Origin of the sequence: Aestuariibacter salexigens DSM 15300, from assembly GCF_000429145.1 — a bacterium.
GTDB classification, from domain to species: domain Bacteria; phylum Pseudomonadota; class Gammaproteobacteria; order Enterobacterales; family Alteromonadaceae; genus Aestuariibacter; species Aestuariibacter salexigens.
Map to the genome: position 1 here is coordinate 73,051 of NZ_AUBH01000001.1, position 22,225 is coordinate 95,275.

Sequence of the window (22,225 nt, forward strand, 5' to 3'; positions counted from 1 at the left end):
TTATCTGACCGCGAGGAGCCCTATGGCCGATTCTCAACTATCGGTATTGTTTGTTTGTCTTGGCAATATTTGTCGTTCTCCGACTGCTGAAGCAGTGTTTGCCACCAAAGCGCAGCAGCGCAATATACTTATCAGTGCTGATTCTGCCGGTACAATGGGCTATCACACCGGCAGCCCGCCTGACAAACGTGCGCAGGAAGTCGCATTGAAGCGCGGATATCAGATGAAGCATCTGCGCTGTCGCCGTGTGCAGGATGATGATTTCGTGCAATTTGATTACATTGTGGCGATGGACAATGCCAATATGTCGGACCTGCAGGCGCGTTGCCCGGCTGATTTGCAGCATAAATTGCACTTGTTCCTCTCGTTTGCACAAAGTGACTATGACGAAGTGCCCGATCCTTACTACGGTGGCCGCAAAGGATTCGAGCTGGTGCTGGACCTCATCGAAGACGCTTCAGAGGGGATGCTTGACCATATCGTTCAACGTGACAAGGAATGACCACGCACCAGGCTGAAGTTAAGCCGATACGACGTTTTCCCGTTTTTTTCCTGGCGCTAGTAGCGCTGTTTCTCAGCGCTGCCTATCTGCTCGTGTTTCCAGCACTGGGCAGATTGTCAGATCCGCTTGAGCAACAGCTCATCTTGACGTTTCGACTGCCTTTGCTGATAACTGCCAGCGTCGTTGGGGCAGCTTTGTCGGTGGGTGCAGCAAGTCTTCAGGTATTATTACGTAACCCGTTGGCTGATCCTGGCATCATTGGTCTTAGCTCCGGCGCTAGTCTGGTGGCCGCGACGGTCCTGTTAAGTGGTGTGCTGCCGTCTGTATGGCCGCTGCATTATTTCCTGCCACTGCTATGTTTTATCGGTGCGTTGGCCTCGGGCACACTTATATATGTGATCGCGCAGCGATTATCTTCCTCATCAAGTGCGGTGATCCTGGCCGGTATCGCTATTTCTACCATTGCCGGCGCGATGATTGGCTGGATGTACTGGTTCAGTGACGCGCAATCACTGCGCAATCTTACCTTCTGGCTGATGGGAAGTTTGCATCAGGCTGACTGGTCGATACTCAGTGTCGCGTTACCTATTCTCGCCGCGACGCTTTGGGCAAGCTGCCGACAGGGAGAGCGTCTCAATCGTTATTATTTCGGGGCGCAGTTTGCCGCACTTGGCGGACTGGACGTAAAACGCTTTGAGCGAAACCAGTTACTCTGTGCCGCGTTGTTAATTGGACTGGCGGTGTCGCTGGCCGGCTCAATAGCCTTTATTGGTTTGTTAGTTCCACACTTCCTACGTTTGCTTGTCGGTCATGACAATCGCATGGTGTTGCCGCTGTCGGCTATCGTAGGTGCGCTATTGATGGTGTGGGTCGCGATAGGCACTGAGCATTGGACAACCACGCAACTGCCGGTGTCCATGCTGACTGCAACCATTGGCGGTCCGCTGTTTATTTGGGCGCTAATGCGCTCTCCACGGATGAGTATATGATTCAGTTAGCGTGTCATCATCTGAGCGTACCTGACCGGCTGGTTAATGTGTCGCTGTCAATGACGGCTGGCCGGGTTGTGCATGTGCTGGGGGAGAATGGCGCGGGTAAAACGACGTTACTGCATTGTCTTGCCGGGTTACTTGGTGACTACGAGGGAGATATCACGCTAAATCATCGTCCGTTGTCTGAATATGCGATGGCACAGCTGGCGACGTTTAGGTGTCTGCATTTACAACATCGTAGTACGCCTTTTCGTTTGACTGTTGCAGATGTTTTACATTTGCACAGCAACACAGCCGACGTGCCAGCTGTGTTGCAGGATGCTCTGGAAATTACTCCTTTTACTGGACGGATTTTTGACACCCTATCCGGTGGAGAGCAACAGCGTGTGTTGATTGCTCAGATTTTGCTACAGGTATGGCCGGCCATTGAACGTGGTGAGGCGCTCGTGATGTTTGATGAAGCCCTGCAGGGGCTGGATATCCGTCATCAACATCAATTCCACCGTTTGTGCAATCATCTCGCCGAGCTAGGTAATAGTGTGTTGGTAAGCCTGCATGATATTAACCAGAGCAGTCAGTACGCTGATGACGTATGGATAATGAAAAGCGGCGAACTGCTGGCAAGTGGAGAGGCTCATCAGGTACTAAGCATTGAAAATTTACGCCTTGCGTTCGGCGGCAATGTAGAAAAAATTAACAATACGCACGGAGGAAGCGGGTTTACCTGGACCACGTCATAAGAAAGACGAAAATTTGATTGAAATTTTACACCATCCTTCTACACTCGTTGGCCCGACGAATCGCGTACTACAACAATCAATACATGGCGCGTTGACAACTAAAGGAAAGAACGTGAGTCAATGGCAGATCGATAGCTGGCGCAGTAAGCCCATCTTGCAGCAACCTACATATCAGGATACCGCTCAACTGGAGCAGGTAGAGGCGAAGCTGAAGTCTTATCCACCGCTGGTTTTTGCGGCAGAAACACGGGAGCTTTATAAGCAGCTCGGACAGGTGTGTGAAGGTAAAGGCTTTCTATTACAGGGCGGCGATTGTGCCGAGTCTTTTGACGAGTTTAATGCGCCTAAGATCCGCGATACCTTTAAAGTGTTGCTGCAAATGGCCATCGTCCTTACGTTTGCTGGCCGCTGCCCTGTGACTAAAGTCGCCCGTATGGCCGGTCAGTATGCCAAGCCGCGCTCGGCTGACATGGAAACCATTGATGGCGTTAGCCTGCCCAGCTACCGTGGCGATATCATCAACAGCTTTGAGTTTACTGAACAATCACGTCAGCCAGATCCGAATCGGATGGTCGAAGCCTATCATCGTGCCGCTGCGACGCTGAATTTGCTGCGCGCGTTTGCCCAGGGTGGTCTGGCTGATTTACATCAGGTGAATCGCTGGAATATGGCGTTCGTTGAAAACAATCCGCTTAAAGAACGCTACCAGGACATGGCGCGACGCATTCAGGACACTCTGGAGTTTATGGATGTGATTGGCATAAATAGCGCCAACAACGCGGCACTGCATGAAACCACACTGTTTACGTCTCATGAGGCGCTGTTACTTAACTATGAACAGGCCTTAACCCGCATCGATACCCTGACAGGCAAACCCTATAACTGTTCGGCCCATATGCTATGGATTGGCGAGCGTACCCGCCAGCTTGACCATGCACATGTGGAGTTTTTCCGCGGTATTCATAATCCTATTGGGGTCAAGGTTGGCCCAACCATGCAGGATGACGAGTTGATCCGCTTGATTGACGCGCTCAACCCGGATAATGAGGCAGGCCGTCTGACCCTGATCACCCGCATGGGTGCGGACAAGCTTGAGCACAACCTGCCACGTCTGCTACGCCGGGTGAAACAGGAAGGCAGGAATGTGGTGTGGAGCTCTGACCCCATGCACGGCAACACCAAAAAGGCCTCGTCTGGTTACAAAACCCGTAATTTTGATGAAATTTTACGAGAAATTCGTCAGTTCTTCGCCGCTCACGAAGCCGAAGGTACTCATGCCGGCGGCATCCATCTTGAGATGACCGGACAGCATGTGACCGAATGTACTGGTGGTGCCTACGAAATCAGTGATGACGATTTGGCGCAGGCCTATCAGACCCAGTGCGATCCGCGTTTGAACGCCGATCAGGTATTGGAAATGGCATTTCTGGTTGCCGATCACTTGCGTAGCGGTGCATAGACGAATTGTTGGCTTTAGAATATGTCGTCGGCGCGCTGCGCGCCGGCAGCATGAGCAAATGCCTGCTCACGTTCCGATTCAGTGAGCAAGTTACCAAGCGGCGACACTCTAAGTAAGCGGCGCATTTCCTCATTATCCTTAAGCAGTATGTCTGCAACGTTTTGTGTTGTTCGCAGCTGTTCAATCAGACTCATCCAAGCGATGTGATTCCCCCTGCTTAGCCTACCGCTTTTTGCACGCTGGCTGATTAAATGATCCGCCGTATCCAATAACGACTTATCGAGCTGAAGCTTGTCAGCGATGGCACGATGAAGGGTTAATAACTGTGCATCAATAAGGTGATCTTTGCGAGAGCGCACTAGCTGTCTTCCTGCTGATGTTGTTGGGCATTCCATAATGCGGCGTAAACGCCACGCTGTGCGAGTAGCTGAGAGTGGGTACCTTGTTCAGCCACCTGACCGTTGCTGAGTACGACAATATTGTCGGCATCAATGATAGTCGACAGGCGATGCGCGATGACCAGACTTGAATGGCCTTTGGCTATCTCTCGCAGCGCCGTCAGGATGGCTTTTTCAGATTGGCTGTCCAGTGAGGAGGTGGCTTCATCGAACACCAGAATAGGGGGCTTTTTCAAGATAGTTCTGGCAATGGCCACGCGCTGTTTTTCACCACCGGACAGTTTCAGCCCTCGCTCTCCCACGGTGGTCGCGACGCCGCCAGGCAAAGAAGTGACAAAAGCATCCAGATGGGCCAGTTTAATAGCCTGCATAACGTCATCATCAGAGGCCTGGGGATTGCCGTAGCGGACATTCTCCAGAATGGTGTCATTAAACAACACGGTATCCTGAGGTACGATACCAATCGTCTTGCGAAGCGATTGTTGCGTGACCTGACGAATATCCTGCCCGTCAATGCTTATCGCACCTGAGGTGACGTCGTAAAAACGGAACAGCAGCTTGACCAATGTCGACTTACCCGCGCCGCTTTCACCCACCACTGCCACCTTCTGGCCAGGCTCAATGGTGAAACTGAGGTTTTTCAATATTGGCCTGTCCTCACGATAATGAAAATCAACGTTGTCGAAGCTAATGCGGGCCTGAGAGATATTAAGGGCAGCAGCATTAGCCGTATCCGTGACGTTTGGCGTTTTCTCCAATAGATTAAACAGGTTCTCTATATTGGCCAGCGAACCGCGGATCTCACGGTACACAAAGCCCAGAAAATTAAGCGGCATGAATATCTGCATAGTGAAGGCGTTGATAAGCACAAAATCACCAATGGTCATGTCGCCATTCGCTACACCCAGTGCAGCCATGGCCATCATCGATGTCATTGCAGCCGCGATAATAAACGCCTGTCCACCGTTCAGGGCAAACAGAGATAAACGATTTTTACGACGTGCCTGTTCCCAGCCGGCGAGGTTAGTGTCATAGCGTGCGGCTTCAAATTGCTCGTTATTGAAGTATTTAACGGTTTCATAGTTGAGCAAACTGTCTATTGCGCGACTGTTGGTTGTCGAGTCAGCCTGATTCATTTCGCGCACAAAACGTGTTCGCCAGTCTGTCGCTTTAACAGAAAAGCCCACATACAAAATGACCGCAATCAGAATAGTCAGGCCAAACCTGGCACCGTACTGGTGAATCAGTACGCCCACGACCAGTATGATTTCCAGCAGGGTGGGGCCGATATTAAACACCAGGAATCGCATCAGAAAGCTGATCCCCGAGGTGCCCCGTTCGATGTCTCTGGCCAGCCCTCCGGTTTGCCGGTTGAGGTGAAAATCAAGATCCAGTCTATGCAGATGGTCAAACACGGTCAGGCCCAGACGACGCATGGCGCGTTCTGTGACTCTTCCAAACAACGTATCTCTGATCTCACCGAACAGCACATTGGCCAGTCTGAGCACACCATAGGCAACTATTAACGCCAGTGGAACGGTAAGTAATGCATCCGCGGTGCTGTCAATATTCAGGCTATCAACAGTATGTTTCAGCACAAAGGGTAAGCCAATGCTGGCAATTTTTGCCCCGATCAGGCACAGCAGGGCCAGCGCCACCCGTTGCTTAAATTCAAGTAGGTAGGGCCACAGCTTGGCAAAAACGCGCCAGTTAATGTGGGTGTCGTCTGTGCTTGGGAATCGCGAGCGCCGCATAGGTCAGGCCGGAAGTCTATCGAATCTATATGATAACAAGTTTAGGTGTGCTCGCAGCAACTACATTGACTCGGTGAGTACTGCGCGCACTTTTTGGTAACGCTGTTCCTGATCCTGATTCAGACTGCCATCTTCAATGGTTTTAATGCACTGATTAATGACCGCCTTTGTGTTACTTGGCAACCTTCTTTCTTTGGCCTTAACCGCAATGGCCTGCAACAAATTGAGCGCAATAGATGGGTTTTTTGGCATGATCGTGAAGGCTTTACTGAATACCTCCAGAGCACTATCCACGTTGCCTTGCTCGTAGTGAGTAACCGCCGTGTTATTGAGTTCACGGGGACTTTGCCTGATCTCATCTTTTTCCTGCTTTTCCTGCTGTACGTAGTGCAGGAATAAATCACCCTGATTGGGATCAGATTTACAGCGCAGTTCGACTTTTTCCATAATGGATAAGGCCCGTTCATATAAACCTATGGCGTGGAACGCTTTGGCTTTATCAATCAGTGAATCGAGACTGTCATTCTCCCAATTTTCCTCATTTAACTGGGCAAGCAATGACTGGGCATTTTCGACATCATCTTCAAGGCAGGCGAGTCGGGCATCCAGCACCTTGAGCTGTTCACCCAGTTCATTTTTGGGGAACATGGCTTTGACCTGTTTAACGTAGTCATAGGCCTGTTTGAGCAATTTGTCTGTTTCAGACTCTTCAGACACCATCGCGTAGTCGAGACCCGCGCGGGCAACATTAAGATAATTTTCTGGCTTGTCGTGAATCGAATCCTTGGCGAACTTAACAATTTTCTTCGCGGCTTCAAACTGGGTTTCGTAATCATGGGTGATCCGCGATAGATCCATGGCGGTGCGGTGTCGACGAATGTTTCGCGGTGATATTTCGGTTGCAACAACAACACATTCCAACGCCGCCTCGTAGTCCTTTTTCTTGATCTGTAGTCCGGCCAGCAGGTCGTATGCAGCCAGCTGTGAGTCTGGCTTAAAGGCAAGTTCGAGAATGAGCTTTTCAGCTTCATCTTCATCGCCAAGCTGAATGAATGATTTTACCAGGCCGATTTTCGCCCAGGTGAAGGACTGTACATTCAGAATAGCCTGATAAAAGTTTCGGGCCTGCTCGTGGTAGCCGCACGCTGCCAGCAGTTCGCCTTTGGTCTTCAGTGCCAGTGGGAAGAACTCTGCATTGCTTGAGTCGGCCAGAAACAGTTCTACTTCCGACAGGGCCTTTTCAAACTGGCGCTGCTCCATCAGCTCGTAAATTGGCTTGAGTGCCTGCTTGCGCATCAATACACGAGTAAGACGTTTATCGAGCTCTTTTACGGTAAAGGGTTTGGCCAGAAAGTCGTCTGGTTTAAGTTCGACAATACTGTGCACGATATCCGGTGTGGTATCGGCGCTGATGAACACGAAAGCGGTGCGCGGAGACAGCTCATTTTCTGCTTTGAGCTGTTCATACAGATAGTAGCCATCCTGATCTTTTTTGAGATTGTATGAGCACACAATCAGATCAAAATGCTCTTTACGGATCTGTGACAAGGCCTGATTGGCTTTATCCACATAGGTGATATCACTGAAGCCGAGTTCCTCCAGTGAGTATTTCATATATCCCTTGGCAAGGACCTGATCGTCTACGATCAACACCTTGGTATTGCCGGCCAGCTTGTGATTCATCTTGCCCGTATTATGCTTGCTTTGTATTTAGCTTATCGTACTGAAAACGCAAAAGATAAGCTTATTTTTGTATGGGTTAAGCAAATATGAGGCTTATTTTGTGAGGAGAATTAGAGAAGGCGACCATTAGCGTCGCCATTGTGTATCCTGATTGCGTAACAGCGTCTCGGGTATATCTGAGTTATTGAGACTGAACACGCGTCTATTTTGCAGTGCCAGACCGTCCAGCCTTTCGCCATACGTGTCTTCAAACAAGGTTTGCAATGTTCCTTGCTGACGCATCATGCGCATGCCTGTAGACAGAGCCGAGGCAAGCTCAGGGTTGGCTTTATTGACGAACAAAAAATAGTAGCTGGGATACACCAACACTAGTGACCCCTCGACGGCAATAGAGGTCGATTGTGAGCGTTTAAGCTCGTCTTTTATGGTCAGCGCAGAGCGGGGTAAATAATCAGCTAGGCCGCTATCGATAGCCCGGAACATATCGGAGTATTTCAGATCTCCATGGATTTGCAGTCCGTTTTCAATCAATACCCGATACTCCGCCCAGTGTTGATATTGCAGTCCAATCATTTTTGCCAGGGCCTGTAACGATGTCAATGCGGCGAAATCCGCCTGCCTGTCGGCATGGATAAGTAGCAATCGGTTGCCGTGCAGGCCGGAATACAAGGATATTGGTACAAACAGCATGGTGTCGATTCGCTCTTTCGTCACAGGCATCCAGGCGACGTCAATGCCCGGTGTCCCATCTTGCAGCATCTTCTGTATGCGACTTTCATTGGTGGGTAAATCAAAGTGGGCAATCTGCACGGTGTGACCTGTCGCGTCAGCTGCCCTTGTTACCACTTGTTCAATATAAAGGTTCCTTTGCTCATCATTGGCTATATAGGGCAACGTAATTTTTAGTGTTTTCTCTGTAGCCTGAACATCCGATATGCTTATCAGACTAAAAAAAATAAATGCTGCAATTGCCGCAAAAGCTGCCAAAACACACCCTGCTAAAGGAACCATAAACACTCTGTCACTATAGCACTGCTTGCGGAGAACTCGCCATTCTCTGTGGATATTTGCTGTTTGCCGAACATTACAGATTGTTAATTTCCACTCCACATTCAGGTAATTGGAAGCAAGGTAAAGTAAAGGCCAATTGAATCAACATTGAGGTACTTACGTGTCTTCATCATTACTCAATTTTGCCTTGTTTCAAACCATCTGGTTCGTCGCGGCTTTCTGGCAGGAGCAAGCTTTACTCGTGCTCGCTCTGCTGGTATCTGCGATAGTGCTAGTGGCAAAGCAGCGCTTAACGGAGCTAAAAGTTATAGTCTGCTGTGGCGTGGTAGGCATCATCATGGACAGTTTATTAACGGCAAACCAAGTACTTGTGTTCGGCTCTGAACAACAGAGTTGGCATGTGCCTGTCTGGTTTATGGCCATTTGGTTTGGTTTTGCTGGCACGCTTCGTCACAGCTTACGTTCGCTCACCGCACGACCTGTATTATTGACTGCCGTGGCGGCCATTTTTGCGCCACTTAATTACCTTGCAGGCGCTCGACTCGGCGCATTGGAGTTTGGCCTGTCGACGATTGAAGCTGCACTAATAATCAGTGTCAGCTGGTTACTGGTCGTGCCCACCATGCTGATTGCTATATTTAGCGTGCACTTCGAAAATGGACTGTTTTTAACAAACAACGGTTATGAATTTGCACTCGCGCTGTTTGCCGCGACGCTTGCGCTGACATTCCAGGGTGCAGGCCGCTTCGCTATCGACAATGTCATAGCTAAACAGCTGTCATCAAATAGCGCGTCCAAAGATTCTAGCGCAGCTAACAGTTTCGCCTGATTACTATTTTAGTGACGTCCCCGAAATGGCGGGGATGTTGCTAATTGACATCAATAGGAAACTCCGTCGTACTTTTGATCGTTTCCATCACAAATCCTGCTGTTACCTCGAACAGGTTCGCATGTATCAGACGCTGGTAAAGCCGGTCATAGCCGGCAATATCTTCGACCGCCGCCTTGATAAGATAATCAACCTCACCGCCCATACGGTAAACTTCCATCACGCCAGGGATCACCTCCACCGTTTGCTTAAACTTATCTGCCCAGGCTTTATTGTGTTGATTGGTTCTTACCGAAATAAACACCATTAATTTTACCCCTATTTTGCTTGGGTCAAGCAGGGTAACTTTCTGGCGGATAATACCGTCTTCTTCCATACGCTGTATTCGACGCCAGCAGGCTGATTTAGAGATACCAATTTCCTCGGCCAATACACCCACAGATTTGCTTGCATCATGTTGCAGCCGTGCCAGTAATTTTTTATCTGTTTTGTCTAGAGTGGTCATAAGTTCCAATAATAAATAAAAATAAGAACATTTGTTTCGTATAAAGGTAAATATTAGCACGTAAAGGGGATATTGTTCTGGTTGTTTGTATTTACTATCTTCCCGCAGCAAGTGAGGAAGATATGAGCAACCTAATCGAACGTATTCGCAAAAGTGTTATTGGTGCCAACCGGGTATTTGAGACGCCCTTTGGTACAAAACCATTGGTATATGCTGATTACACAGCATCAGGCCGGTCGCTTGGATTTATTGAAAATTATATCCAGGGCCACGTATTGCCCACGTACGCCAATACGCATACAGAAACCTCATTTACAGGCGCACAAACCACACATTTGCGTGAGCAGGCTCGCGGTATCATCAAAAAAGCGGTAAACGCCAGCATTGAAGATAATGTTATTTTTTGCGGCTCGGGTGCAACTACCGGCATAAACAAGATGGTCGATATTCTGGGCTTACGACTGCCCAAGGCGCTGGACGATGAGTATCAATTGTCCAGCCAAATTCCGGAGCAGGAACGTCCAGTTGTGTTCATCGGGCCTTATGAACACCATTCCAACGAGCTCCCGTGGCGAGAAAGTCTGGCAAAAGTGGTGGCTATTCCGCTTGATCACAACGGGCAAATCGACCTGGTGACACTTGAGCTGGAACTCTGTAAGTATGCAACGCGTAAAGTAAAAATTGGCAGCTTTTCGGCTGCGTCAAATGTGACGGGAGTGCGCAGCGATGTCAGTGCAATCACCGCTCTTCTTAAACGACACGGTGCATTGGCGTTCTGGGATTATGCTGCAGCCGGTCCTTATGTGAAGATTGACATGAATGGCGATGCGCCTATTGATGCAGTGTTTATCTCTCCTCACAAATTTGTTGGAGGGCCAGGCACGCCGGGTGTGCTGGTGGTCAAACAAAGCGTATTAAACAACGAAGTGCCTGCCATTGTCGGAGGTGGCACGGTGATGTACGTCACACCTGAAGGACACAAATTTATTGCCGACCACGAGCGACGTGAAGAGGGCGGAACGCCCGCTATTGTCGAATCCATTCGCGCAGGATTGGTCTTCAAACTTCAACAGGATGTCGGCATCGACACTATTGAAACCCATGAAAAGCGGTTGATAGACAAAGCCATGGCATGCTTTAACAGCACTGAGCAAATCGATGTGCTGGGTGATAAAAATGCCTCGCGGTTGTCGATATTTTCCTTGCGCTTTAAACACAATGGTAAGGACCTTCACTACGGTTTTGTCACAGCGTTATTGAATGATCTTTTTGGTATCCAGGTGCGCGGCGGCTGCTCCTGTGCGGGACCATATGGCCACGCCCTGTTGGATATGGACATGACATATAGCCGCGAGATAGAAAAAGAAATTCAGGCTGGAAGCATGATCTTGCGCCCGGGCTGGGTGCGACTGAATTTCAATTACTTCATTAGTGATGAAGAGTGTGATTACATTTTGCAGGCACTCAAACTGGTTGCTGAATTTGGCTGGCGTTTATTGCCTTACTACCAATGGGATGCCATTGAGGGCGTGTGGCGCTTCCAGGGGCACCTGACGAAGTTGACGACGTCACTAACAGACATGAATTTCAATGAGCATCATGTTGTCGACGATTCTCCAGAGTTGCCTGACTACGCTGCACTACTTGGCCAGGCAAAGGCAATATTGACTGCCCCTGACACCCATTGGCAGACGTTCCCATTACAGTTATCTGATAAAGCAGAGGCGCTGCGCTGGTTTGTATTGCCACAGGATTGCTGTGAGACGTTCGCGGTGGTGACCTGATGCTTTGCCATAAAGCAAGCAACGTTGTAGCAGAATAGTTTTAGGAAAGTGGTGGACGGCACCGTGGTTTGAAGCGACGTTGCAAATCCGTTATCAAGTTTTGTAATGATGTTAGTTAGCAACTATGCTAAAACCGCTGATCATTAAGAAAATAAAAACTTGTGCCAATAGTACTTAACTGGGAAGAACACGGTGTTGTCTGGCATTGTTCGGGCCACATTACTCTGCACGACGTGATGGAAGCTGATGATTCGTTGTATGGAAATCTGGCTTTCAATAACACGCGATACCTCATTATTGACTGTCTTGCGGTCTTGGATTTCGACCTGAGCCCAACCGAAATTCGATTAGACGTTACTAACGATACGGTTCATGCCTTAAAACACGAGTCTGCCGACAGTGAGTCGGTGCAAATTGCTTTCGTGGTACCTAATCAAGCTCTGGCCGACGTGGCGGATGTGTACGCCGAGCAGTTCAAGAAAAAGCGTCTTTTGTGGCAGGTGGCGAAGTTTTCAGATATTGCTTCTGCCAGGCAATGGATAGACGGGCACAAGTAGAGTCAACGCATGCACGAGCCTGTTCACGGTAAATTTTCAGTAGAGGTTGACGGCAATATTATCGTCAACCGATACGCCGAGGGGTTTAACCAAGCCGGTATCCGAGCGGTCACCGATGCTATCCTGGAGTCTGCTAGAGGACTCGAACGCTGGGCACTGCTTCAATTGCCTGAAGCTAGTGCCGGTTTAACTGGCGACTCGGTTCCTGAAATGATGCGTGCATACAACCGTCTGCAATGTGCTGGCTGCATTGCTGTTGCGATTCACGATAACAGTATGTTTGTTCGCGCAGGCTATATGGTCAAAGATGTTGAAGTGAGCCTGCCGTTTCTCATCGATAAAGACATTGCATTACCGCGCCCGTGGTTAGAGAAAAAGTTCAGTACGCGTCAGCCTTCAGCCTAGCGTCGTGCAGTGCATCATAAAATGCATTCAGGTTATCTCTGAAGGCCAGGCTGAGCGGGTGTCTCAAAGCGACGGTTTCATGACTACTCTGCGGGGCGACAAATTCCTCAATCGACTTCAGCGTACCAGCCAATGCTGTTGCCTTAACTCTTAAGGTTTTTATCGCGTCAGTGGCATCGACATTGCAGCTTTGATCAGGCTCAGGAAGGGTCGCGATTAACTGGATGACCATCTCCTGAAAAAACGCTTTGGATTGCTCCTTGCTCAGCACATCAACGCCTTCTGAGTAGGTCGCTTGCCAATCCGGCAGTACGCTGCGAATGTATGTTTGGCACGTGTCACTGGCCAGTGCAGGTCTTCCCATTGCAAGGCTCAAGACGACAATGAAGTAAATAAATTTTGATTTCATAGTATCTATGCGCTTTTCATCGAAGATAGTGTGTCACTGATGGGACTGAACCCCTTTTCCGATAGCCATCTCAGTGCCTCGTCGGCGCGACTAAATTCTCGGTAATACTCGCTATATTTGCTGGTTTTCAGGGCTTTCGATAATACGTGGGATTTCAGGGCATTGGGCGGAAATACGACGGCATCTCTGACAATGCCGTTTTGGATACACCATGATTCCAACTGGCCAATAATGGGAAAAAAGTCCTGATCAGCGAGCTCCCAGTCGTCGAGGTAAGTAATATGCGCCCAGGGTTTATGTATTATGGACTCCGCGACCTTTTTAAACTCATCGGCATAAGCATGGGTTATTGCCGCGTCCCATTGCCCTCTAAAAACAGCAATGAGTACATCATTTTCAACCCAGAGTTTAAAATACCGCTCATGCGTCCTATACATATTCCTCATCCTTGTTGGTAATTAAGTGCTACTGAACGACATATTAGCTCACTAATAAAGGTATGCCTTCAATAATTAGTTCGCCTATTAGAGTATATACCACCTGTACTAAATCGTCGTATGTAACGTCCGGGCCATACAGAGTTGCCAGTGGCATGTTTACCGAATGACTTCCAAAGCATTAGTTTAGGGAGTTAGCATTGGAATACATGTATACGGATTCGGGAAGGGGCCGACATACATCTAATCAAAATTCCAGATAACTGAGCTTTGGTTTGGACGTAAGTGTTTAAAAAGTAAGGTGGTGGACGCTACTGGGCTTGAACCAGTGACCCCCGCCTTGTAAGGGCGGTGCTCTCCCAACTGAGCTAAGCGTCCTAAGACTTTGATTCTGATGGCAAAAAGAGTGGTGGACGCTACTGGGCTTGAACCAGTGACCCCCGCCTTGTAAGGGCGGTGCTCTCCCAACTGAGCTAAGCGTCCGTATTTTTGCCTGCCGCCTGGGTGGTTTACCGCAGTGGCGACGTGGGGCGGTATTATAGGGAGGCGGATTTCGCTGTCAATACAAAAATGTGCTTTTTAAAACTGGTCGAGCAAAAAGCCACCAGGTTGTGAATTTTTCATTCGGGTTGTGTTTTTTAGGCGTTAACAGACAGGTTTTATTGCTCACAACATTCTCAATAAATGTCGAGGCTGGTAGAATGCGCAGCCAATTTTTATCAGAGTCGAAGACCCATTATGACAGTTGTTACCCGATTCGCACCCAGCCCAACAGGTTATCTGCATGTTGGTGGAGCCCGCACCGCACTCTACTCATGGCTTTTTGCTAAAAATCAAGGCGGTGAGTTCGTTCTTCGTATAGAAGATACCGACATTGAGCGCTCCACAGATGAAGCCAAGCAGGCGATTCTTGATGGCATGCAATGGTTGGGACTGACATGGGATACTGGTCCGGTTTATCAGACTGATCGTTTTGACCGATATAAAGCGCTGATCCAGCAATTATTGGACGAAGGCAAAGCGTACAAGTGCTTTATGTCAGCTGAAGAGCTTGATGCGATCCGTGAGCAGCAAAAAGCGCATGGTGAAAAGCCCCGCTATCCGGGTACATGGCGTGATCGTACCGATCACCCGGAAGGTCAGCCCTATGTGGTGCGTTTCAAAACACCTCTGGAAGGCGAAGTGGTGATTAAAGATCACATCCGTGGCACGATTACGGTTGCAAATAGTGAGCTGGACGACCTGATTATCCTGCGCAGTGACGGTACACCAACGTACAACTTTTGCGTAGTAGTGGATGACTGGGATATGGGCATTACTCACGTTGTACGTGGTGAAGATCATGTCAATAACACGCCAAGACAGATTAATATTCTTAAAGCGCTCGGCGCGCCTATACCAGAATACGCTCACGTTTCTATGATTCTGGGTGACGATGGCAAGAAATTATCTAAGCGTCACGGTGCAGTTAGCGTAATGCAGTATCGCGATGATGGGTATCTTCCTCAGGCACTTATGAACTATTTGGTGCGTCTGGGATGGTCTCATGGCGATCAGGAAATTTTCTCGCAGCAAGAGATGATCGAACTGTTCTCTCTGGATGCAATTGGTCAGTCTGCATCAGCATTTAACACGGAAAAGCTCATTTGGCTCAACCAGCATTACATAAAATCGCTGCCGGCTGAAGACGTTGCCGAACATGCTAAATGGCATTTTGAGCAACTTGGGATTGATGTTTCCAATGGGCCTGCACTTGAGGCTGTCATTGGGATCCAGGCTGACCGTGTTAAAACATTGAAAGAGCTTGCCGAAATTAGTCGCTACTTCTATGAAGAGTACGAAGAATTTGATGAGAAAGCCGCGAAAAAGCATTTGCGTCCGGTTGCAAAAGAGCCATTAGAGCAGGTTAAAGTGAACTTATTAGCATTGACAGACTGGAACCCGGAAGCTATCCAGCAGGCCATTAATACAACAGCAGAATCATTGGGTGTAGGAATGGGTAAAGTAGGCATGCCATTACGGGTCGCAGTCACTGGTTCTGGTAACTCTCCATCTTTGGATATCACCCTGAATTTGCTGACAAAAGGGCAAATTGAACAGCGAATAGACAAAGCGCTCACATATATAGCAAACAGAGAAAATTCGTAAAAAAAAGCGTTGACATAAAAAGGGTGGATGCCTAGAATGCGCCCCGCTGTGACGGATTGGCTCCATAGGCCGGAGCAAAGTCTGGAAGCACGGGGCCATAGCTCAGCTGGGAGAGCGCTTGCATGGCATGCAAGAGGTCGGCGGTTCGATCCCGCCTGGCTCCACCAAGAAACCAAATTGTACTAAGGGCGTTAAATTAAACGCTTTTATAAGTAAGGTCGCTCGGTTTTTATTAATAAAACCTCTCCTTACTGAAGACATGCGAAGCTGTGTAAGCGTCGCAAAGTAGCCGAAAAATTTCTATTAATGAAATTTTTCCCTACAAAAAATCATCGAAGCAGAGCTTCGATAGAAAGATTTTTTGTCCCATTCGTCTAGAGGCCTAGGACACCGCCCTTTCACGGCGGTAACAGGGGTTCGAATCCCCTATGGGACGCCACTTTTGGAACCGATGTCGAAAGCAGAATAGGCCCTGCTCGACAGAGTTTGAAAAAACAGGTTCAAATTAGCAAGAAATAGGTCACATGTGTGTTAAATGTGACCTAACAAAAAAATCATCGAAGCAACGCTTCGTTAAGAAGGTTTTTTGTCCCATTCGTCTAGAGGCCTAGGACACCGCCCTTTCACGGCGGTAACAGGGGTTCGAATCCCCTATGGGACGCCACATTAAACAACCCGCTCATTCGAGCGGGTTTTTTTATGCAGTTATGACTGGTGAGTGCATCTGAGGCCGCGAAGCGGCAAAATACACGACGTACTTTGCAATCCCCGTTTAATCTCCAAACATCCAACAAACATATCCTAAAACAATCACTAATTGACATTCCCTCACAACAAGCGCACTCTAGCTGCATCACATCAATCGGGAGCAGGCCGGTGAACAATTTACCTTCCAATTACTTCGCTGATATTGCGCTTGTGCTCTCGAATTCGGCTCGCCTTCACTAAGAACGCCGCCTTTTCGGGCAAACTCAACATTTAAGCTCGTTTTCAGCTGGCACGGTCATCGTCTACTGCTGCGCGTTTTGGACCGTTATCAAAATTTTTTATGCTCATTGAGCATTGTCGGATTTATGTGATGCAAGAACAAACACAACAAATACAGAAGACCTCAATCTGGTCTCTGGTAAAACAAGCCCTGCGGGGCAAAACTGATTACGACTTTACCTCTGGTTCAATTGGTGTCGCAGCCTTTTTACTGGCGATACCCATGGTGCTTGAAATGGCAATGGAGTCTATTTTTGCCATTGTTGACATCTTATTTGTCGCGTCTCTGGGCTATGAAGCGGTTGCTGCCGTGGGGCTTACCGAAGGCGTACTTACCATCCTCTATGCTATTGCCATTGGTTTGAGCATGGGCGTCACGGCACTGGTGGCTCGTCGCATTGGCGAGGGCAACAGAGAGCAGGCCAACAAAATTGCCGGGCAGGCACTATGGACAGGACTGATCACCGCCACCATCGTCGCGTTTGTCGGCCTTTTTTATGCGGCTGATATTCTGCGTTTCATGGGGGCGGACGAGGCAGTGCTGGTCATTGGCGAGCACTACACCACCATAATGCTGTGTGGTTCTGTGTCTATTTTGTACCTGTTTATCATCAATGCCATATTCAGAGGGGCAGGGGACGCCGCCATTGCGATGCGCTCATTGTGGTTGGCAAACGGTATTAACATCATTCTGGATCCTATCTTTATTTTTGGCTTAGGACCTGTGCCTGAAATGGGCGTGACCGGTGCTGCTGTGGCAACCACCATCGGACGTGGAATAGGAGTGCTATACCAGCTATATCACCTGCGTCATCATGCCTCCCGTATTTGCCTGACACTGGAAGACATCAAACCTGTGCCTCGCATTATGTGGCAATTAATGAAAGTCTCCGCCGGCGGCATTATCCAGTTTCTTATCGCGACAGCGAGCTGGATGCTGTTGGTAAGGATCGTTGCGCAGTTCGGCAGCGCTGCCGTGGCAGGTTATACCATTGCGATACGCATTGTTATATTCACTATCCTCCCGGCCTGGGGCCTTAGCAATGCCGTCGCTACACTGGTTGGGCAAAACCTCGGTGCCGACAAGCCAGAACGTGCTGAGCAGTCAGTATGGCGCATTGCGCGATATAACGTGACTTTTATGCTTATTGTTGCCGCCGTGTTTATTCTATTCGCGCCAACTCTGATAAGCTGGTTCGCAGACGACCCAGAGGTCATTGCTGTTGGTGTCAGCTGTTTGCGCATGGTTAGCTACGGATACGGTTTTTATGCCATTGGCATGATTGTGGTGCAGGCCTTCAATGGTGCGGGGGATACCATGACACCGAGTAAAATCAACTTTGCTTGCTACTGGGTACTGCAAATACCACTTGCTTATATGCTGGCCAACACAACAGACCTGCAGGCCGATGGAGTATTTATGGCGATACTTGTTGCTGAAACCTTGCTTGCACTGATAGGCGTGTGGTTATTCAAGCGCGGTAGCTGGCGGAACGTAGTACTGCAATGACCAGTCACATGAAATTGAGCTCACCCTGTGTGCGGCGCTGTACGCTGGATAGTAACGACCAATGTCTCGGCTGCTATCGCACACTGGATGAGATCCTCAATTGGACATCGATGGGCGAAGAAAAACGTCAGCAGCTAGTTCTGATTTGCGCAAAGAGAAAGGTGCAATATGAACAGCTACATGCAGACAAGCGCCGCTGACAGCTGGCTGAAAATACCGTTAACTGATACACTCCGCGGCCTTTTCAAGCAATGTGAATAAGTCTGCCTGCATGCAAATAATGCTCGCCCCCATGGAGGGTGTCGTTGACCATCTGATGCGCGATATGCTGACCAAACTCGGTGGCTTCGACCTGTGCGTGACAGAATTTGTGCGCGTGGTGGACATCAAACTGCCGCGTAGGGTGTTTTATCGCATTTGTCCGGAACTGCAACATGGCGGACTGACGCCAGGCGGCGTGCCGGTTCGCGTGCAGTTACTTGGTCAGCATCCTCAGGCGCTCGCTGAAAACGCCCAGCGAGCCATTGAGCTTGGCTCTCATGGCGTCGACTTGAATTTTGGCTGCCCGGCAAAGACGGTTAATAAGAGCAAGGGTGGGGCAGTTCTGCTCAAGGAAACCCAGACGCTTTTTGATATTGTCAGTACCGTCAGACAGGCGGTTCCTCAGCCTAATAAAGTAACCGCGAAAATGCGACTGGGATTTGAGGACTGCAATCTGGCCATTGATAATGCCTGCGCACTGGCTGAGGCTGGCGCAGATATCATCACCATTCATGCACGTACCAAAAAAGACGGTTATCGACCGCCAGCCTACTGGGACTGGATTGCCAGAATCAAACAGCATGTGAACGTACCCATCGTAGCCAATGGCGAGATCTGGAGCCGCGACGATGCCCAGCGCTGTCAGGAACAATCCGCCTGTCGAGACATTATGCTGGGCCGTGGTGCGCTTGCGCTACCCAATCTGGCCCGAGTGATCCGTGGCGAGCAGGCGCCGATGCGCTGGGGAGATGTGCAGCGGCTGCTTATCGATTACTCCGGTTATGAAATTTTTGGCGATAAAGGACGCTATTACCCGAATCGTATCAAGCAGTGGCTAGGCTTTCTAAAACGTCAATATGTTGAAGCACAGACCACCTTCAATATGATACGCACAATGACTGATGCTGATGACATCGTCAGAGCACTGCAACTGCCCGTACCAGTTGCAGATAATCCTTCTTCTGGTTATTCACGTATAGCTTGTAGCTGACAAACGCAGGGACTCTTGCTAGCCTTGTTTGGGCACGCCGTCAGGCGGTCGGCAATCATTACAACAACAATAGGTAAAACCATGAAGACCTCAACTCCCACAAAGGCGTTGGCTTTGTCTCTGGTGTCTATCGCGCTGCTCGCTGGATGCGGCGGCGGTGAGGAAACCAGCAAGACCCAAAAGCCAAAGTTTGAGATCGATAAAGATCCCTACCCAAGTACTTATCAACCGGTTCCAGGCGAGCCTACTGTTATCACTAACGTCACCATCCTTGATGGTATTGGTGGTCAGATAGACAACGGTAGCGTGTATTTTGAAAACGGCAAAATCGTTGCTGTGGGTGCAGATATTGACGTACCCGACAATGCCACTGTTGTAGACGGACAAGGCAAATGGGTCACGCCTGGTATCATCGATACCCACAGTCACCTTGGCGTATACCCCTCTCCGTCAACGCGCTCGCATTCAGATGGTAACGAAGCAACCAAACCTGTGACGGCAGAAGTATCTGCTGAGCACGCGGTATGGCCACATGATCCAGGATTCCAACGCGCGCTGGCTGGCGGTATTACTGCCATGCAGATTTTGCCAGGCTCTGCCAACCTGTTTGGCGGTCGTTCGGTTACGCTGAAAAACGTACCTGACCGCACTATGCAGGACATGAAATTCCCAGGCGCACCCTACGGTATCAAAATGGCCTGTGGTGAAAACCCGAAGCGGGTTTATGGTGGCAAAGGCGGTCCAAGCACCCGTATGGGTAATGTAGCTGGTTATCGTCAGGCGTGGTCTGACGCACAGGACTACAAGCGTAAATGGGAACAGTACTACGCCGATTACGAGGCGGGCAAAGATCCGAAAGTACCAAAGCGTGACCTGAAACTGGAAACGCTGATGGGCGTATTGGACGGTGAAATAATCGTGCATATGCATTGCTATCGTGCAGACGAGATGACCGTCATGATGGATGTGATGAAAGAGTTTGACTATCAGATAGGTTCTTTCCATCACGCTATCGAGTCGTACAAAATCGCCGACAAGTTAGCAGAAAATAACGTGTGCTCATCGATGTGGGCTGACTGGTGGGGCTTTAAGATGGAGGCCTATGACAGCATCAAAGAAAACATTCCTATGGTGCATAACGCCGGAGCCTGTGCAGTGGTCCACTCTGATAGTGATCTCGGCATTCAGCGTCTTAACCAGGAAGCTGCAAAAGCCTGGGCAGACGGCAAGCGTGTAGGCATCGATATCAGTCAGGCTGACGCGTGGCAGTGGCTATCGGCTAATCCTGCTAAATCGCTGGGCGTGTTTGAGCAAACTGGCTCATTGGAAAGTGGCAAACACGCAGACATCGTGTTGTGGAGCGGCAATCCATTCTCAACATATACGCAGGCTGAGCGCGTATACATAGACGGTGGTCTGGTATACGACAGAGCCAATCCTGAAAGCTGGCCAGTCAGTGACTTTGAACTTGGTCAGGTGGGTGAAGGAGACGCAAAATGAAAAAATGGATAATCGCGCTTAGCGCAATGATGGCCTGTGCTACAGCTTCAGCACAGCAAATCGCTATCGTGGGTGGCACGGTTCACACGATGGGCCCAATGGGCAGTGTGGAAAACGGTGCAGTCCTTATCCGAGACGGGAGTATTCAGTCAGTCGTCAACGCGGATGCCGTACCGGAAGGGTACGAAGTAATTGACGCTGCAGGTAAGGTTGTCACTCCCGGTTTGTTCGGTGCCAGTACGTCGCTCGGCTTAGTCGAAGTCGGCATGTCAGCAGGCACCGTGGACAGCTCGGTTGTGTTTGGTGAAACCCAAACCGCGCCTGTCTCTAACGTTGGTGCTGCGCTGGATGTTCAGTATGGCATCAACCCTGATTCGACACTTATTCCCGTTAGCCGCGTTGAGGGTGTAACCTCTGCGGCAACCGGCATCGGCCGCGGTGAATATTTGTTTTCTGGCCAGGGTGCGGTAATTACACTGAGTGGCGGCGCTGACTCAGTGCTCAAACCCAAAGCCTTTATGCATGTTGATGTCAGCAACAATATCTCAGAGCGTCACGGCGGTAGCCGGGCGGCACTGTGGGTGATGTTGAACGAGGTGCTTGGTGAAGCAAAAGCTGCACCGGCACGTCTTGGTCCCACCAGTGAATGGCATGGCATTACAACCCGTGCGGACGCTGCGGCGCTGAAAGCGGTGGTTGCTGGAAACATGCCGTTGTTGGTGACCGCTGACAGAGCATCGGATATCCGTCTGGTGATTGATCTTAAAAAGCGCAATCCGCAGATGAACGTGGTGCTTGTGAACGCAGTGGAAGGCTGGCGTGTTGCCAACGAGCTGGCTGCGGCGAACATTCCTGTCATTCTGGATCCTGAAAATAACTTGCCGGGTAGCTTCGACCAGTTAGGTGCGACTCTGGCTAATGCAGGGCGATTGCACAAGGCTGGCGTTGCGGTTTCCATTGGCATGGATACGCATAATATCCGCCTGGCGACGCAGCATGCTGGTAACGCTGTGGCAAATGGTTTGCCATGGGAGGCCGGGCTGGCAGCGGTGACGATTAACCCTGCTCGTATCTACGGTGTTGCCGATCAAGTTGGCAGTCTGGAAAGTGGCAAACGTGCCGATATCGTCGTATGGTCTGGCGACCCGTTGGAGGTTACCTCTCATGCAGAGCATGTGTTCATTAATGGTGAGCATATGGGCACCGAGTCTCGTCAGCATAAACTGCGCGATCGCTACAAAAATCTCGCCAGCGATGTGCCGATGACACACGTCCGGCCTTGATTGCCCAGATTGAACCTTCTCGTCATGCCTGCGCAGGCAGGCATCCGAGACAGGCTCCTAAAACAAAAACGCCCGCTTAC

At 49.6% G+C, this 22,225-nt stretch carries 21 protein-coding genes and 5 tRNA genes; 17 read left to right on the plus strand and 9 right to left on the minus strand.

The window, feature by feature from the left end; all coding sequences use genetic code 11:
• The first annotated feature begins 22 nt into the window (after positions 1–22).
• The 4 genes from G441_RS0100360 (at position 23) to G441_RS0100375 (ending at position 3,693) form a co-directional block, all read left to right on the plus strand.
• On the plus strand, positions 23–502 hold the full coding sequence (locus G441_RS0100360) for a low molecular weight protein-tyrosine-phosphatase (RefSeq protein WP_026374523.1): 480 nt from the start codon (positions 23–25) through the stop codon (positions 500–502).
• On the plus strand, positions 499–1,491 hold the full coding sequence (locus G441_RS0100365; protein WP_051275225.1) for a FecCD family ABC transporter permease: 993 nt from the start codon (positions 499–501) through the stop codon (positions 1,489–1,491). The genes G441_RS0100360 and G441_RS0100365 overlap by 4 nt, the downstream gene beginning before the upstream one ends.
• On the plus strand, positions 1,488–2,234 hold the full coding sequence (locus tag G441_RS17525) for an ATP-binding cassette domain-containing protein (protein WP_051275226.1): 747 nt from the start codon (positions 1,488–1,490) through the stop codon (positions 2,232–2,234). The genes G441_RS0100365 and G441_RS17525 overlap by 4 nt, the downstream gene beginning before the upstream one ends.
• A gap of 112 nt (positions 2,235–2,346) precedes the next feature.
• Positions 2,347–3,693 carry a class II 3-deoxy-7-phosphoheptulonate synthase gene (locus tag G441_RS0100375; protein ID WP_026374525.1) on the plus strand — a complete coding sequence of 449 codons (1,347 nt, stop codon included), beginning with the start codon at positions 2,347–2,349 and terminating at the stop codon, positions 3,691–3,693.
• A 14-nt stretch (positions 3,694–3,707) separates the two neighbouring features.
• On the opposite strand, the gene G441_RS17530 is transcribed toward G441_RS0100375, so the two are convergent.
• The 4 genes from G441_RS17530 to G441_RS0100395 form a co-directional block, all read right to left on the minus strand.
• Positions 3,708–4,052, minus strand: a complete 345-nt coding sequence (locus G441_RS17530; RefSeq protein ID WP_051275227.1) for a hypothetical protein — start codon at positions 4,050–4,052, stop codon at positions 3,708–3,710.
• Positions 4,052–5,845, minus strand: a complete 1,794-nt coding sequence (locus tag G441_RS0100385) for an ABCB family ABC transporter ATP-binding protein/permease (protein ID WP_026374526.1) — start codon at positions 5,843–5,845, stop codon at positions 4,052–4,054. Before G441_RS0100385 ends, G441_RS17530 begins: the two co-directional genes overlap by 1 nt.
• A 60-nt stretch (positions 5,846–5,905) precedes the next feature.
• Entirely contained in the window at positions 5,906–7,528 is a 1,623-nt protein-coding gene (locus G441_RS0100390; RefSeq protein ID WP_026374527.1) for a response regulator, read from the minus strand.
• Between the two features lie 126 nt (positions 7,529–7,654).
• Positions 7,655–8,515, minus strand: a complete 861-nt coding sequence (locus G441_RS0100395) for a substrate-binding periplasmic protein (RefSeq protein WP_034474038.1) — start codon at positions 8,513–8,515, stop codon at positions 7,655–7,657.
• Between the two features lie 184 nt (positions 8,516–8,699).
• On the opposite strand from G441_RS0100395, the gene G441_RS19090 reads away from it, so the two are divergent.
• Complete coding sequence (locus tag G441_RS19090) at positions 8,700–9,368, plus strand: DUF2878 domain-containing protein (RefSeq protein WP_051275228.1); 669 nt, start codon at positions 8,700–8,702, stop codon at positions 9,366–9,368.
• 40 nt (positions 9,369–9,408) lie between these two features.
• Here G441_RS19090 and G441_RS0100405 read toward each other — a convergent pair whose 3' ends face one another.
• Positions 9,409–9,873, minus strand: coding sequence for an Lrp/AsnC family transcriptional regulator (locus tag G441_RS0100405; RefSeq protein WP_034474041.1), 465 nt, complete (start codon positions 9,871–9,873; stop codon positions 9,409–9,411).
• Between the two features lie 122 nt (positions 9,874–9,995).
• Here G441_RS0100405 and G441_RS0100410 point away from each other — a divergent pair, with 122 nt between their 5' ends.
• From G441_RS0100410 to G441_RS0100420, 3 genes are all read left to right on the plus strand, one after another.
• Complete coding sequence (locus G441_RS0100410; protein WP_026374530.1) at positions 9,996–11,657, plus strand: aminotransferase class V-fold PLP-dependent enzyme; 1,662 nt, start codon at positions 9,996–9,998, stop codon at positions 11,655–11,657.
• A gap of 161 nt (positions 11,658–11,818) precedes the next feature.
• Entirely contained in the window at positions 11,819–12,214 is a 396-nt protein-coding gene (locus G441_RS0100415; RefSeq protein ID WP_156896237.1) for a hypothetical protein, read from the plus strand.
• 9 nt (positions 12,215–12,223) lie between these two features.
• Positions 12,224–12,619 carry a hypothetical protein gene (locus tag G441_RS0100420; protein WP_026374532.1) on the plus strand — a complete coding sequence of 132 codons (396 nt, stop codon included), beginning with the start codon at positions 12,224–12,226 and terminating at the stop codon, positions 12,617–12,619.
• Here the strand turns inward: G441_RS0100420 and G441_RS0100425 are convergent.
• The 4 genes from G441_RS0100425 to G441_RS0100440 form a co-directional block, all read right to left on the minus strand.
• A complete protein-coding gene (locus G441_RS0100425; RefSeq protein ID WP_026374533.1) occupies positions 12,594–13,028 on the minus strand; it encodes a hypothetical protein in 435 nt (144 codons plus the stop codon). The genes G441_RS0100420 and G441_RS0100425 overlap by 26 nt on opposite strands.
• Before the next feature lie 5 nt (positions 13,029–13,033).
• Positions 13,034–13,465 carry a hypothetical protein gene (locus G441_RS0100430; RefSeq protein ID WP_156896238.1) on the minus strand — a complete coding sequence of 144 codons (432 nt, stop codon included), beginning with the start codon at positions 13,463–13,465 and terminating at the stop codon, positions 13,034–13,036.
• 302 nt (positions 13,466–13,767) lie between these two features.
• Positions 13,768–13,843, minus strand: a tRNA-Val gene (locus G441_RS0100435).
• A gap of 29 nt (positions 13,844–13,872) precedes the next feature.
• Positions 13,873–13,948: transfer RNA gene (locus G441_RS0100440), tRNA-Val, on the minus strand.
• 255 nt (positions 13,949–14,203) lie between these two features.
• Between G441_RS0100440 and gltX the strand changes: the two genes are divergently transcribed.
• The 9 genes from gltX (at position 14,204) to G441_RS0100485 (ending at position 22,145) form a co-directional block, all read left to right on the plus strand.
• Positions 14,204–15,613 carry a glutamate--tRNA ligase gene (gene gltX / locus G441_RS0100445; protein ID WP_026374535.1) on the plus strand — a complete coding sequence of 470 codons (1,410 nt, stop codon included), beginning with the start codon at positions 14,204–14,206 and terminating at the stop codon, positions 15,611–15,613.
• A gap of 91 nt (positions 15,614–15,704) precedes the next feature.
• Positions 15,705–15,780, plus strand: a tRNA-Ala gene (locus tag G441_RS0100450).
• Positions 15,781–15,976: 196 nt separating this feature from the next.
• Positions 15,977–16,052, plus strand: a tRNA-Glu gene (locus tag G441_RS0100455).
• Positions 16,053–16,201: 149 nt separating this feature from the next.
• Positions 16,202–16,277, plus strand: a tRNA-Glu gene (locus G441_RS0100460).
• Between the two features lie 414 nt (positions 16,278–16,691).
• Complete coding sequence (locus G441_RS0100465; protein WP_026374536.1) at positions 16,692–18,110, plus strand: MATE family efflux transporter; 1,419 nt, start codon at positions 16,692–16,694, stop codon at positions 18,108–18,110.
• Between the two features lie 8 nt (positions 18,111–18,118).
• Entirely contained in the window at positions 18,119–18,310 is a 192-nt protein-coding gene (locus G441_RS0100470) for a DUF1289 domain-containing protein (protein WP_240485059.1), read from the plus strand.
• A gap of 71 nt (positions 18,311–18,381) precedes the next feature.
• On the plus strand, positions 18,382–19,362 hold the full coding sequence (locus G441_RS17540) for a tRNA-dihydrouridine synthase (RefSeq protein WP_051275229.1): 981 nt from the start codon (positions 18,382–18,384) through the stop codon (positions 19,360–19,362).
• A gap of 81 nt (positions 19,363–19,443) precedes the next feature.
• Positions 19,444–20,862, plus strand: a complete 1,419-nt coding sequence (locus G441_RS0100480; RefSeq protein WP_026374538.1) for an amidohydrolase — start codon at positions 19,444–19,446, stop codon at positions 20,860–20,862.
• Positions 20,859–22,145: an amidohydrolase family protein gene (locus G441_RS0100485; protein WP_034474045.1), complete on the plus strand. Its 1,287-nt coding sequence runs from the start codon at positions 20,859–20,861 to the stop codon at positions 22,143–22,145. The genes G441_RS0100480 and G441_RS0100485 overlap by 4 nt, the downstream gene beginning before the upstream one ends.
• Positions 22,146–22,225 lie beyond the last annotated feature (80 nt).